The 16374-nt window shown below is 65.7% G+C and carries 16 protein-coding genes; 5 read left to right on the top strand and 11 right to left on the bottom strand.

Annotated elements, in window-relative coordinates; translation table 11 throughout:
- Positions 1-112: 112 nt before the first annotated feature.
- A complete protein-coding gene (locus HAP40_RS02935; RefSeq protein WP_166810947.1) occupies positions 113-982 on the top strand; it encodes a DMT family transporter in 870 nt (289 codons plus the stop codon).
- An 8-nt stretch (positions 983-990) separates the two neighbouring features.
- Here HAP40_RS02935 and HAP40_RS02940 read toward each other — a convergent pair whose 3' ends face one another.
- The 3 genes from HAP40_RS02940 to gloB all read right to left on the bottom strand — a co-directional run bounded on the left by HAP40_RS02940 (position 991) and on the right by gloB (position 2965).
- A complete protein-coding gene (locus HAP40_RS02940) occupies positions 991-1674 on the bottom strand; it encodes a flavin reductase family protein (RefSeq protein WP_166810945.1) in 684 nt (227 codons plus the stop codon).
- 77 nt (positions 1675-1751) lie between these two features.
- Positions 1752-2174, bottom strand: a complete 423-nt coding sequence (locus tag HAP40_RS02945; protein ID WP_166810943.1) for a cupin domain-containing protein — start codon at positions 2172-2174, stop codon at positions 1752-1754.
- A gap of 23 nt (positions 2175-2197) precedes the next feature.
- Positions 2198-2965 carry a hydroxyacylglutathione hydrolase gene (gene gloB, locus HAP40_RS02950; protein ID WP_166810941.1) on the bottom strand — a complete coding sequence of 256 codons (768 nt, stop codon included), beginning with the start codon at positions 2963-2965 and terminating at the stop codon, positions 2198-2200.
- 108 nt (positions 2966-3073) lie between these two features.
- Here gloB and HAP40_RS02955 point away from each other — a divergent pair, with 108 nt between their 5' ends.
- Positions 3074-3820 carry a methyltransferase domain-containing protein gene (locus HAP40_RS02955; protein WP_166810939.1) on the top strand — a complete coding sequence of 249 codons (747 nt, stop codon included), beginning with the start codon at positions 3074-3076 and terminating at the stop codon, positions 3818-3820.
- A 55-nt stretch (positions 3821-3875) separates the two neighbouring features.
- Here HAP40_RS02955 and HAP40_RS02960 read toward each other — a convergent pair whose 3' ends face one another.
- Positions 3876-4655, bottom strand: a complete 780-nt coding sequence (locus HAP40_RS02960; protein WP_166810937.1) for a DUF4167 domain-containing protein — start codon at positions 4653-4655, stop codon at positions 3876-3878.
- A 463-nt stretch (positions 4656-5118) separates the two neighbouring features.
- Positions 5119-6012: a peptide chain release factor N(5)-glutamine methyltransferase gene (prmC, locus tag HAP40_RS02965; RefSeq protein ID WP_166810935.1), complete on the bottom strand. Its 894-nt coding sequence runs from the start codon at positions 6010-6012 to the stop codon at positions 5119-5121.
- A gap of 87 nt (positions 6013-6099) precedes the next feature.
- Here prmC and HAP40_RS02970 point away from each other — a divergent pair, with 87 nt between their 5' ends.
- Positions 6100-6567, top strand: coding sequence for an HIT family protein (locus HAP40_RS02970; protein WP_166810933.1), 468 nt, complete (start codon positions 6100-6102; stop codon positions 6565-6567).
- Here HAP40_RS02970 and HAP40_RS02975 read toward each other — a convergent pair.
- The 4 genes from HAP40_RS02975 to HAP40_RS02990 form a co-directional block, all read right to left on the bottom strand.
- Positions 6524-7222 carry an ABC transporter ATP-binding protein gene (locus tag HAP40_RS02975; protein ID WP_166810931.1) on the bottom strand — a complete coding sequence of 233 codons (699 nt, stop codon included), beginning with the start codon at positions 7220-7222 and terminating at the stop codon, positions 6524-6526. The genes HAP40_RS02970 and HAP40_RS02975 overlap by 44 nt on opposite strands.
- Positions 7219-9066, bottom strand: a complete 1848-nt coding sequence (locus HAP40_RS02980) for an ABC transporter permease subunit (protein ID WP_166810929.1) — start codon at positions 9064-9066, stop codon at positions 7219-7221. The genes HAP40_RS02975 and HAP40_RS02980 overlap by 4 nt, the downstream gene beginning before the upstream one ends.
- 11 nt (positions 9067-9077) lie before the next feature.
- Complete coding sequence (locus HAP40_RS02985; RefSeq protein WP_166810927.1) at positions 9078-9953, bottom strand: branched-chain amino acid ABC transporter permease; 876 nt, start codon at positions 9951-9953, stop codon at positions 9078-9080.
- Between the two features lie 97 nt (positions 9954-10050).
- Positions 10051-11382: a substrate-binding protein gene (locus HAP40_RS02990; protein ID WP_166810925.1), complete on the bottom strand. Its 1332-nt coding sequence runs from the start codon at positions 11380-11382 to the stop codon at positions 10051-10053.
- Between the two features lie 266 nt (positions 11383-11648).
- Between HAP40_RS02990 and HAP40_RS02995 the strand changes: the two genes are divergently transcribed.
- Both HAP40_RS02995 and HAP40_RS03000 read left to right on the top strand, forming a co-directional pair.
- Positions 11649-12248 (top strand): hypothetical protein, encoded by a 600-nt coding sequence (locus HAP40_RS02995; RefSeq protein WP_246741189.1) that lies wholly within the window; start codon positions 11649-11651, stop codon positions 12246-12248.
- A gap of 107 nt (positions 12249-12355) precedes the next feature.
- Positions 12356-12835 (top strand): MarR family winged helix-turn-helix transcriptional regulator, encoded by a 480-nt coding sequence (locus tag HAP40_RS03000; RefSeq protein WP_166810923.1) that lies wholly within the window; start codon positions 12356-12358, stop codon positions 12833-12835.
- 13 nt (positions 12836-12848) lie between these two features.
- Here HAP40_RS03000 and prfA read toward each other — a convergent pair whose 3' ends face one another.
- Together prfA and ptsP are read right to left on the bottom strand one after the other, a co-directional pair.
- The gene (gene prfA, locus HAP40_RS03005) at positions 12849-13934 is read right to left on the bottom strand and encodes a peptide chain release factor 1 (protein ID WP_166810921.1); all 1086 of its coding nucleotides are present in this window, start codon (positions 13932-13934) and stop codon (positions 12849-12851) included.
- A 57-nt stretch (positions 13935-13991) separates the two neighbouring features.
- The gene (ptsP, locus tag HAP40_RS03010) at positions 13992-16259 is read right to left on the bottom strand and encodes a phosphoenolpyruvate--protein phosphotransferase (protein ID WP_166810919.1); all 2268 of its coding nucleotides are present in this window, start codon (positions 16257-16259) and stop codon (positions 13992-13994) included.
- Positions 16260-16374 lie beyond the last annotated feature (115 nt).

Below are 16374 nucleotides of genomic sequence, written 5' to 3' on the forward strand. Positions count from 1 at the left end.
CCTGCGGGCTTTTGAGCCAAAAGCCTGTAGCCCCAGGCGCGACAAGGCGGTAGTGAAGACGAAAATGCCCGGCCTCGTGCCGGGCATCAACGTCCTCAGAGTCCTTTGATCGATGACTCCCCGCACCGCCACGCTGATCGGATTGACCGCGATTTTGATGTGGTCGCTGCTGTCGGTGATGACGGTGGCGACCGGAAGGATCCCGGCGTTCCAGCTCGCCGCAATGACCTTTGCGATCGGCGGTCTCGTCGGCCTGCTCACCTGGATCGGTCGTGGCGAGGCGGCAAGGAGCTTGCGTCAGCCGCCCATCGTCTGGGCCGTCGGCGTCGGCGGCCTGTTCGGCTATCACGCGCTCTATTTCCTCGCCCTGCGCTTCGCGCCACCGGCTGAAGCCGGCCTGTTGAATTATCTCTGGCCGCTCCTGATCGTGCTGTTCTCGTCCTTCCTGCCGGGCGAGCGGCTTGCCATGCATCACATCATCGGCGCCGTGCTCGGACTCGTCGGCACCGTGCTGCTGTTCGCCGGCAATACCAGCGGCTTTGCGCCGGGGGCGGTGCCGGGACTGGCCGCAGCCTTCATCGCGGCCTTCGTCTGGGCAATCTATTCAGTGTCGTCGCGGCGATTGAAGGCCGTGCCGACCGATGCGGTCGCCGGCTTCTGCCTCGCCACATCGGTGCTCGCGGCGCTGATGCACGCTGCGCTCGAGACCACCGTCTGGCCGGAGACCGCGTTGCAATGGCTCTCGGTGGTCGCACTCGGCATCGGTCCCGTCGGTGCTGCCTTCTATGCCTGGGACATCGGCATGAAGCGCGGCGACATCCGCGTGCTCGGCGCCGCCTCCTACGCGACGCCGCTGCTCTCGACCGGTTTCCTCATCGCCGCGGGCTTTGCACAAGCCAGCGCCAACATCGCACTCGCCGCGATCCTGATCGCCGGCGGCGGCCTCATCGCGGCGAGGGACATGGTGCTGCGGAAACGGTAAGGGCGGCACTAAAGCGCTGGCTGCCAGCCTGGTGGCCGATACATCGCCTCCGGAATCTGTCCGAGCTCGGAGCGCTGCAAGCGCCGCGGTGTCAGGCCATAGAACTCCTGGAAGCTGAGGATCAGCGGCCGCCATTTGTCGGGATCGATGCGGTTGGGCGCTCCACTCATCATGATGTCGGGGTGTGCGTGCACGCGGGTGATGCGGACTTCGATCGCGGCGAGATGGCCGCGCCAGACGGGGTCGTCCTGCGCCATCTCGTGCACATACGCGACCTTCGCTTCCATCTGCACCGGGCATTCGGCGGCGCGCGGCGCGTTGACCGTGTCGCTCCCCAGCGCGGTCAAGCCGCTGAGGCCGAACTTGTCCTTCTCGTGCCGGTAGCCGCGATGGAGTTTTCCGGACGGCACTGGGTTCGACCCAGTGGTGCGCGCGAGGCGGTCGACGGCGGCAACGAGAGCCGCCGACGGCAGATTGAGCACGCATTCGCCAGTGCGAATCATGTTCTCGGTGGTCTTGGAATGGCGTGCGAGCCCGAGCATGCAGCGCCATCCCACCCACCATGCCGAAGACATCGGCGCGAGATTGTGAGAGCCGTCGTCATTGGTCGATCCGATCAGGACGACGGGTGTCCCGAAATACAAAATGGCCGGGTCGATCTGGACGGCGGCGGGACCGAGTGTTCCGTGCATCGTGCGCTCCTCTTCAACGGAAGCGCTGTCCTAAGGCGTACCGCGGATCGAACCCACCCGATTCCGGATCGCGGATTTTAAGGTTCCCAGTCCTGTGGTGCGAGCTCGAAGCCTGCGAACTCGAACGCCGGAGCTACCGTGCAGCCGACCAGGGTCCACTCGCCCGTCGTCTCGGCGGATTGCCAGGCCTGCGCCGGCACGATCGCCTGCGGCCGATCGCCGTTCACAAGATCGGCGCCGAGGCGCACCACGTGCTGCGTGCAGCCCTCATGCGCGATACGAAGCGTCAACGGGCTGCCGGCGTAGTAGTGCCAGGTTTCGACCGCATCGACGCGATGCCAGTGCGAGCGCTCGCCGCGCGCAAGCAGGAAGTAGATTGAAGTCGACCGCGAGCGTCCCTTGGCGTCCGTGGTCTGGTCGCGAAACGTCTCGCGATAGTGGCCGCCTTCGGGATGCGGGCGGAGTTCGAGGCGTGCGATGATCTCGGCTGCGGTCGGCATCGATCCCCGTCAGGACTTGTTCTCTAGGATTTGTTCTTGCGCTCGCGCAGCTCGCCGAACACGGCGGCGGCATCCGCGCCTTTCATGTGTAACCTGGCCGCGACCGAGGGGTCATCGGCGCGCAGGAACACGTTCGCTCGCTTTTCGTCACCAAGCAGTGAGGGAATGGTCGGCTTGTTCTCGGCCCGCAGCCTGGCTACTTCCGCGGCGCGCGCCTGCAGCGCCGCGTTGTCTGGCTCGACGGTGAGCGCGAACTTGACGTTGGACGCCGTATATTCGTGGCCGCAATAGAGCTTGAAGTCGTCGGGCAGGGCGCGCAGCTTCAACAGCGAGTCCCACATCATCGGATAGGTGCCCTCGAACACGCGGCCGCAGCCGATGGAGAACAGCGTGTCGGCCGCGAACACCGTCTTCTCATTGTCGAACACGTAGGAGATGTGGTCGAGCGTGTGCCCGGGCGTCTCCACGACGCGCGCCAGCAGATTGCCGATCTTGACCACGTTGGCATTGGCAACACGCAAATCGACGTTGGCGATCTCGGTGGTCTTGTTATGCGGCGCGACGACGCGGCAATTGAATTTCTGCTTGAGTTCGGCGACCCCGCCGACATGATCGTCATGATGATGGGTGATCAGGATGTCGGTGAGCTGCCAGCCTTCGCGCTCCAGCGCCTTGAGGATGGGGCCGGCCTCCGGCGCGTCGATCGACGCCGTTGCCTTGGTTTCCACATCGTGGATCAGATAACCGAAATTGTCGCTTAAACAGGTGAAAGTACGAATTTCGGCGGCCATGACATCTCCATCGCGCTCAGCCCCGCCAGACAAATATGGCGTTAGCCTTGCGCAGGCAATGCAATATTCCGCGCGCGGCGGCGGCCTTGCGCATGTTACATTGCCGTCATGACCATCGACGTCGTCGACCTCCGCGAGTTCTATTCCCGCCGCCTCGGGATCGTGGCGCGGCAAATGATCAACCGCGGCATCAGGGAGCGCTGGCCGCGCGCCGAGGGCCACCGGGTGCTGGGCATCGGCTACCCCACGCCCTATCTCGGGTTGTTCCGCGAGGATGCCGAGCGCTGCATCGCGTTTATGCCGGCGGCCCAGGGCGTCCTGAAATGGCCGACGGGGCGGCCGGCACTGGCCTCGCTGGTCGACGAATTCTCGCTGCCGCTTCCTGACGCCGCGGTCGACCGCATTCTCCTGGTCCATGCGCTGGAGATGTCGGACGATCCGGCCGCGCTGCTGCGGGAGGTCTGGCGCGTGCTGTCGCCATCCGGTCGCGTCATTGCGGTGATCCCGAACAGGCGTGGGGTCTGGACCCGCACCGACAGCACGCCGTTCGGCCATGGCCGGCCCTATTCGCGCTCGCAGATTACCGAGCTCCTGCGGCAGACCTGGTTCACGCCGACCGCCTGGGGCGAGGCGCTGTTCATGCCGCCCTATGCCGGCGGCTGGGTGTTGAAATCGGCGCAGATGTGGGAGCGTGCCGGCGCGGCGCTGTCGCTGCCTTTTGCGGGCGTGCACATCGTCGAAGCCACCAAGCAGGTCTACCGCGCGATCCCGGCCAAGCGCGAGCGGGCACGGCTGATTCCCTCGCTGACAAAGCCGGTGCTGGTGCCGTCCTCGACGACGGCGACGCGCAGCTGAAAACAAATCGTCCCGGCGAGGCCGGGACGATGCAGTTCAGAAAATCAGACGACGCCTACTCCCCCGGCGCGAGATCATCGCTCGAGGCGGCCGGTGCGGCCTCGCGCTCGGGACGCGGGCCATGCGGCCGGCGACGTCGTCGCGGGTAGCGCTCGCCGCCACCGCCGCCCTCGAAGGGGCCCTGGGCGCCATTCGCGGCAGCATTCACCTGCGGCTGCGCGCCGGTGATGAAGGAGGGCAGGCGATCGACGCTGCCGGCATCGGCGATGACGGGCTGCGGCTGGTTCTGAGGTTGCGGCTGATATTGCGGCTGCGGACGATGGTCGCGCTCGCGCTGCTCGCGCGGCTGCTGCTGGTCGCGCTGATAGGGCTGCTGGCTGTCGCGCTGCTGGTGGTCACGCTGCTGGTCGCGCTGGCCGTCGCGGTCGCGCATGAAGGGCTGCTGCTGCGGCTGCGGCACGAAGCCCGGCTCCTGCCCGAAATTCGAGAAATTCTCGCCGTCGTCCTCGCTGTCGTCGCCGCTGCTGGTGCTGACGGGCTCGTCGCCGCGCGGCTGCTGGTTCTGACGGAATTGCTCCTGGGCGGCCGCGATCAGACGGAAATAATGCTCGGCATGCTGGTAGTAATTCTCGGCTGCAACGGGGTCTCCGGAGGAGCGCGCGTCGCGCGCGAGCTGGAGATATTTTTCGGCGATGTGCGAAGCCGTGCCGCGGATCTTGATGTCGGGTCCGTTGGACTCGTAGACCCGGGTCATCGGGTTCTGGCCGCGCCGGTTGTTGTTGTTGTTATTGTTGTTGCGGTTGCGCATCCGCTGCTTGTTCTGACCGTTTCTCATGTCCTGCCTTTAATTCCAGCCCTAAAGGTTGCACGCATTACTGATTGCTCGGAGTGACCTGATGACAGCGGTTCACAGCTCTCGCGCACACCACGCGCAAGAACGGCCTGAACCCTGCCGATGTTCGTCGACCGTCGCGTTCAACAAAGACGCGTTCCCCACCCGCCAGCATCCATTGCCAGCGAACCCATTCATATTGCCTGCCGAAACAAGCCCAGCTTTCTTGCGTAAGTCTTCAAGCGCAATATCAGGCTTTCGTTCACGTTGCGGTCGGAGAGCAGCGCAGCTCCACTGGCCATCGCGCTCAACAGGACCTGCGGCTTGGAACCTTTAATCAGTAAAGCTCTCGCCCGAGAGCCCGGCTTTCGCCCGTAGGTCTACGGGGCCGGCACCGATGTGTTGACCGGAACGTAGTCGTTCCCAAGGGATATTCCAAGAGCTTTTTTGCAAGCCAATCCGGCTTTTATGGGGGCCTCTTTCGGGCCGAGACGGCCCGGAGAATGCCCGCCAGGTCGGCCTTGGGTGGCCTGTCCACCGATAACGCGGCAGCCGTCATCAAGGTTTCAATATTTCGGGCTTGGCCCTGTCCGGCCTCGACGATCAGCGCGCCGCCGGGGGCGAGACATGCGCCCGCCTGCGGGATCAGGGCGCGATAGGCGTCGTATCCGTCGTTCCCGCCGTCGAGCGCCAGATGTGGGTCGTGCTCGCGCACCTCCAGGCTCAGCTTCGGGATTTCGGCCGAGGGAATATAGGGCGGGTTCGATACAATGAGGTCGAACGGGCCCGAGAGCGCCGCCGCATAGGAGCAGGCGACGAAGGCGGCGCGGTCGGCGAGGCCGAGGCTCGTGGCATTGTCCCTGGCGGTGGCGAGCGCGGTCAGGCTGAGGTCGGTACCCACGCCGAAAGCGTCGGGAATTTCATGCAGCAGCGCGAGCAGGATCGCGCCGGATCCGGTGCCAATGTCGGCGATTCGTGGCGGGTGAGATATCGGCTGCTCGCGAAAGATCTCGAGCGCGAGCTCGACGACGGTCTCGGTATCGGGACGCGGCACAAGCGTCGCCTCGGACAGTCGGAATGGCAGGCCCCAGAATTCCCGCATACCGAGAATGCGGGCGACCGGCTCATGCGCGAGCCGGCGCTGCGCATAGGCTTCGAGCCGCGCAGCTTCTTCGGGCGTGAGTTGTCGCGCCGCCTGCGTCACCATGTCGGTCAGATCAAGCCTCAGCGCAGCCCCGACCAGCAGGCGCGCATCGAGACCGGGCTCCTCGATGCCGGCCGACTGCAGCTGCGCCGCAAGAGCGCGCCGCGCGCTTTCGATGCTGTGTCCGGAATCGAAATTTGTCGCCAAAGGAGCCATCCTGCCTGGCACCGTGGATAGATCGAGCGGCTTGCTTGCGTCAACGGAAAGGAGCGCGTTTGATCGCGGCGCAGCGAGGAGGGCGCCATGGCGGCTTATGACGATCAGAATGTCTTCGCGAAGATCCTGCGCGGCGAGATACCCTGTTTCGAAGTGCTCAGGGACGACCGCAGTTTTGCCTTCCTCGACATCATGCCCCGATCCCCCGGACACACGCTGGTCATACCGCGGGCGCCGGCGCGCGGCATTCTCGACATCGCCGATGACGATCTTGCCGCAGTCGCGCGAACCGCCAAGCGGATCGCGATTGCCGCCAAGAAGGCCTTCGGCGCGGACGGCATCATCCTCCAGCAGTTCAGCGAGCCCGCGAGCGGGCAGGTAGTGTTTCACCTGCACATGCATGTCATGCCGGTCCGGGCCGGTGTCGAGCTCTTGCCGGCGCAGACGCGGAAGGAAGACATGGCCGTGCTCGCCGATCACGCCAAGCGGATGATCGCGGCGCTAGGTCGAACTACACGCCGAGATAGCGCTGGAGCAGCTCCGGCTGGGCCTTGAGTTCCTGCGCCGGACCCTCATGCACGATGTGGCCGTTGTTGATGATGTAGATCCGCGTCGCCAGCGCCAGCGTCGCCGCGAGGTTCTGTTCGACCAGCACGATGGTCTGGCCGGCGGCCGCGAGCTCGCGGCAGGCCTTGACAAGATCGTGGACGATGACGGGCGCGAGCCCCTCGAACGGCTCGTCCAGCAGCACGATCTTGGGATCGCGCACCAGGGCCCGTGCGATCGCCAGCATCTGCTGCTCGCCGCCGGAGAGCTCGGTGCCGCGGTTGCTGCGCCGCTCCTTCAGCCGCGGGAACATCTCGTAGATGCGGCCAAGCGGCCAGCGTTTCGGCGCGGTGATCCCGGCGAGAACGATGTTCTCCTCCACCGACAGGCTGCCGAAGATGCGGCGCTCCTCGTGCACGAGCTGCATGCCCGCCTGCGCGATCTTGTGGCTCCTCCGCCCGGCGATGTCGATGCCGTCAAACTTCACGCTGCCGCTGCGCGGCGTCACGACGCCCATCAGGCTCTTCAGCGTGGTGCTCTTGCCGGCGCCGTTGCGGCCGAGCAGCGCCACCACCTCGTGGCGTTCGACGCGCATGGCGACGTCGAACAGGATGTGGGAATCGCCGTAATAGCTGTTCAGGCCGTCGACCTCGATCAGGCTCATGCGGCGATCTCCCCATGCACGCCGCCGAGATAGGCCTCCTGCACGGCGGCGTTGGTCCTGATTTCCTCCGGCGTGCCGTCGAGCAACACCTTGCCCTCCTGAAGCACCGTCACACGCTCGACCAGCTCGAACAACGAATCCATGTCGTGGTCGATGATGATCATGGTGCGGCCGCGCGCGATCGATTTGAGCAGCTTGACGGTCTCGACGCGCTCGCGCGGGCTCATGCCGGCCAGCGGCTCGTCGAGCAGCAGCAGGCGCGGCGAGGTCGCGAGCGCGAGCCCGATCTCAAGCCTGCGCTTCTCGCCATAAGCGAGCTCGGAGACCGGTGTGTCGGCGCGGCGCGTCAGGTTGACCAGAGCGAGCGTATGCTCAACCTGCTCGGTGAGGCCTTTCACGCTCGATAGCTTGCGAAACAGGTCGAGCCGGAACTTTCCGCGCAACTCGGCGAGCGCCGCGATCGTCAGGTTCTGCCGCACCGTGAGGCCGGTGAAGAGCTGGTTGACCTGGTAGCTCTTGGTGAGCCCGAGTTGGCAGACCTCGGTGACCTTCAATCCCGTGATGTCGCGCCCCTCGAACACGATCTGGCCGGAAGTCGGGGCGATCTCGCAGGTCAGCATCTTGAAGAAGGTCGATTTGCCGGCGCCGTTGGGGCCGATGATGCCGCGCAGCTCCCCCTGATCGACGCTGAAGTCGATGTCGCTGTTGGCGGCGAGCCCGCCATAGCGCTTGGTGAGGCCGGTGGCTTTCAGGATCGGGCCGGAATAGGCGGGGTGGTCGACCTCCTTGGCGTGCATCGGCGCAGGCGCGGGTTGCTTTGTAGCCTCGGCGTCTCCGGCCTCCTGCTCCGTTTCCGCATCCGTCCGCCGACGCTTGCCGGAGACGAGGCGATAGAGATCTGCAAGACCGCCGATGATGCCGCCGCGCAGGAAGCAGACCAGCAGCACGAACACGACGCCGAGCACGAGCTTCCAGGCCGCGCCCAAGCCGAGCGCGGCTTGCAGAAAGTCCTGCAGGAACAGCCAGACCGCTGCGCCGACCAGCGGTCCGAACAAGGTGCCTCTGCCGCCGATGGCGGTCTGCATCACGAGCTGACCGGAGGTGTCGAAGGTAAAGGCGTCGGGCGGCATGAAGGCCTGGAGCACGCCGAGCAGACCGCCGGCGAAGCCCGCATAGGCCGCGGCGATCACGAAGGCGGTCAGCTTGTAGCCGTGGATGTTGTGGCCCACCGCGGTGGCGCGCAGCGGATTGTCCCGGATCGCGCTGAAAATGGCGCCGACCGGCGAGCGCACGATCCTGAGCGCGATCACGATTCCGATGAAGTAGCACAGCGCGATGAACTGATAGAGCGACCAGCCATTGGTGAAGTGCATGGTGGTGAAGCCGAGATTGAAGCTCGGCGTCGGTACGCCCGGCAAGCCGTTCTCGCCGCCGGTGAAATCCGAGAGCGGATTGAACTCGACGAAGAAGAACACCTGCGCGATCGCCACGGTGATCATGGCGAAGTAGATGCCGGTTCGGCGCAGCGCGATCAGGCCGACGAGGTAGCCGGTCGCGGCCGCCGCGATCATGCCGATGATCAGCGCGCCCAGCACGTTGCCGAAGCCCGCACGGGTCAAAAGGTAGGCGGCGACGAAGCCGCCGGTGCCGTAGAACGCGGATTGGCCGAACGACAACAGGCCCGTGAAACCGAACAGGATGTCGAAGCCGAGTCCGAACAGGCCCCAGACCAGAATCCGGTTCACGGTGTTCGGCGCGAAGCCGAGATGCGGCAGCACGAAGGGGGCTGCGATCAAGCCGATCGCGGTCAGGGTCTCGATCAGGAACGGGCGTTGCTTGAGCATCGGGAAATCGCTTACTCGCGGCCCTGTGCGCCGAGCAGGCCATGCGGTCGCACCACGAGCACGAGCGTCATTGCCGCAAACAGCATCACATAGGCGTAGCCGGGGTTGAACATGGAGGTGACGCTGATGATCTCGCCGGCGATCAGGCCGCCGAGGATCGCGCCGGGGAACGAGCCGACGCCACCGATCACTACCACCACGAAAGTCTGGACCAGGATGTCGTCGCCGATGCCCGGGGTCAGCGACACCACCGGCGCGTTGACGATGCCGGCGAAGCCCGCGGCCATCGCGCCGATGCCGAACACCACCATGAAGACGCGGTAGACGTTGATGCCGAGCGAATCGACCATCACGGAATCCTCGATGCCGGCGCGCACGATCATGCCGAGCCGGGTCCGGTAGAGGATGATGAACAGCGCGCCGAGCGCGACCGCGACGATGCCGACTACGGCAAGACGGTAGGTCGGATAGAACATGAAGCCGAGATTGGTGATGCCCTGGAACAGCGCCGGCGGCGGTACCAGCTGCGACTGGCTCGAGAAGATCAGGCGAATGAGCTCGACGAAACAGATGCCGAGACCGAAGGTCACGAGCAGCTGATCCTCGTGCGGGCGGTGATAGAAATGGCGAATGATGACGCGTTCCATGACGACGCCGAGCAGCATCACGAACAGCGAACCCGCGATCACGGCGAGAACGAACGATTCCGTGTACTGGTAGGCGACGAAGCCGGCATAGCCGCCGATCATGAACATCGCACCATGCGCGAGATTGAGCACGCCGAGCGTGCCGTAGATGATGGTCAGGCCGGAGCTGATCAGCGCGAGCAGGGCGCCGAGCGCGAGCCCGTTGAAAAGCTGCGAAACGAGGTTGGGCCAACTAATCATGCAAGGGATCGCCGTTGTGACGCGCGAGGGGCGCGTCAAAAAATGATGACGCCGCAGGGCGGGACGCGAGCTGCGGCGTCACGGGGTTAGCGCAGGGTCAGCTGTAGTCGCCGGGACGGCATCCGAATGCGTCCGGTTTCTGCATCAGGCCTTCACCCGGGACGATCTCGACGACGTCGTACCAGTCTTCCTTGTTCTTCATGTCCTTTTGCTGCTTGCCCTTGACGATGATCACCGGGCGGACACACTGGTGATCTTCGGGGCGGTAATGCACGTCGCCGACCAGGGAGGGGATCGTCTCGCCCTTCTCATAGGCCTTGATCACGTCGGGCGGGTTGAAGCTGCCGGCCTGCTCGCACATGCGGGCCCAGTGCGCGAAGCTGACATAGGCGTTCTCCGCGCCCCATTCCGGCTTGTAGCCGTACTTCTTCTCGAAGGCCTCGTTGAACATCTTGGCGAGCGGGAACTTGTCCTCGATCGTCCACCAATAATCGGTGGCGGCGTAGACGCCCTGCATCAGGCCGCCGGTCTCGCGTGCGATGAACGGCACCTGATAGGGCACGACCAGCTTCATTCGGTCGAGAACGCCGAACTGCTTGGCCTGCTGGGTCGAGAGCACCGCGTCGTGGCCCCAGTTGACGTTGATGAGCACGTCGGCGCCGGAATTGGCGACGTTGAGCAGATATGACGAGTAGTCGGGTGCGCCGAGCGGGGCGACCTGATTGGTCACGGTGGTCCAGCCGGCGGTCGCCAGGAAGTCCTGCATCGACTTGGTGACGGTGTGGCCATACGTGTAGTCGGGCGTGAGGTAGGCGGCCTTCTTGTTCTTGCCGAACTCCTTGACCATCACGGGGCCGATCGCGGCTGCAGCCGTCTGACCGAAGAAGTTCTGACGGAAGCCGTAACGGACGCAGTCCTTGCCGGTGGTGTCGTTCGAGCCGGAGATGCCGCAGACGAACAGCACGTGCTCGCGCTGGGCGAGCTTGTTGAGCGCGACGGCGACGGCGCTCGACGTGCCGCCGGTGATCATGATCGCCTTGTTCTCGCTGATGAAACGCTGCTGTGCCTGCACAGCCTCGTTGGGCTTGGCCGCGGAATCCGCGACGCCAAACTTCAGTTCCTTGCCGAGCACGCCCTTGCTGGTCTTTGGCGAGATCTTCTTGATCAGATCGTGGCCGCTGTTGATGTGCTCGATCGCGAGCTGATAGCCCTTGAGTTCGTCCTCGCCCTGCACGGCATAGGTGCCGGTGCGCGGCACCGAGATTCCGATGAAGGCGGTGGACCCCGACACGCCCGCAGGATAGGAGCCGATCGGCTTGTCCTCGGCGCAGGCCGGCATCGCGGGCAGCATCGAGCCGCCGATGAGCCCCGCCGTGGTCTGGAGCAGGCTGCGGCGTGACAGGCCGCGCCGGATGAGATCGTCAGTCATTGTCGTTTCCTCCGAACTTCGTTCTTGTTTGCAGGCAAAGCACGACCTGTCCGGCTGCGGCCGGCCTTGAGGCCTGCGCGCGCCGGGCACGTCACATCGCGTGTAGCTCTGGACGCAAGCATTGCTTGTAAGCGTCTTCTGTCAATTTCGCCTTTGGTCGAACGACGAAAATTATCGCGTGAAAACATATCGGAGAACGATATATATTAGTCTTTGTGAGTACGAGGCTGACAGGCTCGGCGGGAGAAATGGCGCGGCAGACGAGAGTGGCAGGTGCCCGGAAGCGACAGTCCTGGCCGCAGGAGGCGGAGCGGCAGGAGGCGGCGCGGCCCGCGGGCGAAGCCGGCGATCAGCGCGTTGCGGCGCAGTCCGGCGATGCCCCGCGCATTCCCGAACCGCGGGGCAGGCCCGCCGGCCGGCGCGGACCCGTCGTCGGCTCCGTTCAGGCCAAGCGCGTCCCCGGCCCGATGAAGCGGCTGAGCGTGCGTGCCCAGAACGTCCTCAAGGAGCTCACGGTCGAGCTCACCGGGGAGCTCCCGCCGAAAGGTGATTGGTCGCCATCGCGCGAGCTGCTGCTCGCGCTGACTGCCGAGCGCCTTGCGACCGCGCGGAACTGCGGTCCGCACACCCTGCACGAGATCGTCGAGTGGGCGCAGGGCTGCGGTGTGACCATCAAGCCGGTGATCCCGCCGGGCGGCTCGCTCTCGCAGATGTGGGGCGAGCTGATCGCCAATGCTTCGGCAGGTGCGCTGACCAGCGCCGAGGTCGTCGGCGCGCTCCAGCGCTCGATCAGACGGAAGAGCGCCCGCATCCCGGTCCCGTTTCAGGTCATCCTGGTGAAGATCCTGCTCTCCACCTTCGATTAGCCTCCGATATTTGTGCATCGGCAGCGCCGGCCGGTTGGTCCGACTGTAGCCGCTTGCTACTTTAGGCCACGTCTCCCGCGGCACCGGGCGGCATGGTCGAGGTGGGGATGGTCCAGGCAAAGAAGGCGCAGCGGTCCAAAGCGGTGACGTCGGTCAGGCGCACCGCCAGCGCGATGCGTGATTCCGATTACGCAGCGCTGGCGCAGTTTCGCTATCAGATCCGGAGCTTTCTCGCATTCAGCGAGGCGGCGGCGGCGGAACAGGGATTGACGCCGACGCAGCACCAGGCGCTGCTCGGCATCAAGGGCTTCGTCCGCCCGGGCCCCGCGACCGTCGGTGATGTGGCGCGGTTCCTGCTGATCCGCCATCACTCCGCCGTCGAGCTGATCGATCGCTTGGCCAAGCTCGGGCTCGTCAGTCGCGTAGCCGATCCGGAAGACGCCAGGCGCGTCCATCTCAAGCTGACGAGGAAAGGCGAGCAGAAGCTTCAGGCGCTCTCGCGGAAAAACCTCGAGGAGCTGCGTCGCGCTGCAAGCCCGGCGCTGAGCCGTTTGTTGAAATCGTTCGGAGAATCCAGCGAGACTTGAGCGCCGCCGCCCGTTATGCCGCCGCGCCCTGTGCGGCGAGCTGTGCGGCCTGGTGCTCGGTGGTCAGCGCGTCGATCAATTCGCCGAGCGCTTCGCCTGCGATCACCTGCGGCAGCTTGTAGAGCGTCAAATTGATGCGATGGTCGGTGACGCGCCCTTGCGGGAAATTGTAGGTGCGGATGCGCTCAGAGCGGTCGCCGGAGCCGACCTTCTCCTTGCGCTCGGCCGAGCGGGCGGCATCGACGCGCTGGCGCTCGGCGTCGTAGATGCGCGAGCGCAGGATGTTCATGGCGGAGGCACGGTTCTTGTGCTGCGACCGGCTGTCCTGCATCATCACCACGATGCCGGTCGGGATGTGGGTGATGCGGATCGCCGACTCGGTCTTGTTGACGTGCTGGCCACCCGCGCCTTGCGCGCGCATCGTCTCGATCCGCAGATCGTCGTTCTTGATCTCGACGTCGACGTCCTCGACCTCGGGCAGCACGGCCACCGTCGCCGCCGAGGTGTGGATGCGTCCCTGCGTCTCGGTGTCGGGCACGCGCTGCACGCGGTGCACGCCGGATTCGAACTTCAGCTTCGAGAACGCGCCGCGGCCCTGCACCTCGGCGATGATTTCCTTGTAGCCGCCGACGGTGCCTTCGCTGGCCGAGATCACCTCGACCTTCCAGCCCTGAAGGCTCGCAAAGCGCTCATACATCCGGAACAGGTCGCCGGCGAACAGCGATGCCTCGTCGCCGCCGGTGCCGGCGCGGATTTCCAGCATCACGTTGCGGTCGTCCATGGCGTCCTTGGGCAGCAGCGCGACGCGGATCTTCTGGACCAGGTCCTCGATCCTGGGCGTGAGCTCGTCGCGCTCGGCTTCCGCCATGCCGCGCATCTCGGCATCGGTCGCGGCATCGGCGATCAGCGCCTCGGTGTCGGCAAGTTCCTTGACCGCGGAACGATAAGTCTTCACCGCCTCGATCAACGGCGTGATCTCGGCGAGCTCGCGCGTGATCTGCACGTAGCGCTCGGAGGCGAGCTGGCCGAGCGATTCGGCCTCCAGCGAGGCGTGGTGCGCGAGCAGGACGTCCAGTTTGGCTTCGGGGAGTGACGACATTGGTTCAGTCTCAAATGGCAGAGGGGGGCGAGGCGGCAGGGAGCGGCGGCAAGCCCGCTACAACGCCAGGCCTTCGGCCTCGGCAAATTCCGTCAGCTTCTGCCGGATCGAGACGCTGCCGGCGGGCGCGTCCAGCAACGGCGCGAGCATTGCCTCGGCCTTCTTGGCGTCGAGGTCGATCACCATCGCCTTGACCGGTCCGAGCGCGGTGGCCGAGAGCGACAGCGAGCGATAGCCAAGCGCGATCAGCGCCAGCGCGCCGATCGGCTTGGAGGCCATCTCGCCGCACAGCGACAGCGATTTCTTCGCCGCATCGGACTTGCGCGCGATGTCGCGCAGCGCGCGCAGGATCGGCGCCGACATGGTGTCGAAGCGCTCGGAGACTTTCGCGTTGCCGCGATCGACCGCGAACAGGAACTGGAACAGATCGTTGGAGCCGACCGAGATGAAGTCCACCTTCCTCAGCAGCTCGTCGAGCTGATAGAGCAGCGCCGGCACCTCGACCATGGTGCCGATGTCGATTCTTTCAGGCAGCGTGTGGCCGTGCTGGCGCAGATAAGTCAGCTCGCGCTCGACCAGCGCCTTCGCGGAGTCGAATTCGGCAACCTCGGAGATCATCGGGAACATGATGCGCAGGGCGCGGCCGCCGCCGGCGCGCAGCAGCGCGCGGATCTGGCCGCGCAGCAGGCCGGGACGATCGAGCCCGAGCCGGATCGCACGCCAGCCGAGCGCGGGATTTTCCTCGATCACGGCTTCCATATAGGGCAGCGCCTTGTCGCCGCCGATGTCGAGCGTGCGGAAGGTGACCGGCTTGCTGCCGGCGGCGTCCAGCACGGTGCGATAGAGCGCGAGCTGGTCGCTGGTGCGCGGCAGGCTCTGGCCGACCATGAATTGCAGCTCGGTGCGGAACAGGCCGATGCCGGCGCTGCCGGTGTCCTCGATGTGCGGCAGGTCGATGGCAAGACCTGCGTTGATCATCAGCTCGACCTTCTGGCCGTCCCGGGTGACGCAGGGGCGGTCGCGCAGCGCCAGATACTGCGCCTGCCGGCGGGCGCGGAAGCGCACGCGCTCGGCGAAGGCCGCCTCGATTTCCTGCGAGGGCCGCACATAGATCGAGCCCGAGGTGCCATCGACGATGATGGCATCGCCGGGATCGGCGATGCCGGGCGCGTTCGGCACTTCGCCCACCGCGGGAATGCCGAGCGCGCGTGCCACGATCGAGACGTGGGAGTTGGCGGTGCCTTCCTCCAGTACGATGCCGCGCAGGCGCTTGCGGTCGTAGTCGAGCAGGGCCGCCGGCCCCATGGCGCGGGCGATGACGATGGCGTTGTCGGGCAGCTGTTCGCGCGAGGGCGCGTGGTCCTGGCCGACCAGCTGCCGCATCAGGCGGTAGCCGAGGTCTTCGAGGTCGTGCAATCGGTCGCGCAAATAGGGATCGGTCGAGCGCAGCATGCGTGCACGGGTGTCGGACTGCACGCGCTCGACCGCGGCTTCCGCCGTGAGGCCGGTGGCGACCGCCTCGTGCAGCTTGTGCGACCAGCCCTGGTCGTTGGCGAACATGCGGTAGGCTTCCAGCACCTCGCGGTGTTCGCCGCCTTCGGCGACGTCGCCGCGCTCCAGCATGCGGTCGAGATCGGCGCGCAGCTTGGCGAGCGCGGTGTCGAGCCGCTTGATCTCCTTCGGCAGGTCCTCGGCGATGTAGTCCTTGATGACCACGCGCGGCTCGTGCAGCACGACATGGCCGAGCGCGATGCCTTCCGACAGGATGGCGCCGACCTTCTGCGCGGAATGGCGCGCGGCCGGCTCCTGGCCCGGCTGGGCCAGCGCGGAGAGTTCGCCGGACGCGATCAGCTCCGCCAGCACCATGGCGGTGGTCTGGAGCGCCTCGAGTTCCTCCTCGACATAGTTGCGCTTGGCGCGGTTCTGCACCACCAGCACGCCGAGCGTGTTGCCGGCGCGCAGGATCGGCACGCCGAGGAAGGAGTGGTAGATTTCTTCGCCAGTCTCGGGACGGAACGAGAAGGCCGGGTGGCTCTGCGCGTCGCTCAGATTGAGCGGCGTCGCCTCGCTGGCGACGAGGCCGACCAGGCCCTCATGGGCGCTGAGCACGGTGTGGTGCACCGCCTCGCGGTTCAGACCCTCGGTGGCGTAGAGCTCCAGCGTGTTGTCGATGCGCAGCACATAGACCGAGCACACCTCCGCCACCATGTTGGCGGCGATCAGCACCACGATCTTGTCCAGCCGCTCCTGGGCCGAGACCTGCTCCGCCATGGTTTCGCGGAGCCGTCTCAATAAGACGCGGGGACCTCCCGACGCGCTCCGCATGAACCGTCAATCTCCTCCATCTGCCGGGCCCGAAAGGGCCGTCGGCGGCTCGCCCAGAATTCCAGAAAAACAACAAGCGTGCTCGTCCGGCCTCGGCCCAAACCCAAATCTTCCT

Origin of the sequence: Bradyrhizobium sp. 1(2017) (assembly GCF_011602485.2) — a bacterium.
Lineage (GTDB): Bacteria > Pseudomonadota > Alphaproteobacteria > Rhizobiales > Xanthobacteraceae > Bradyrhizobium.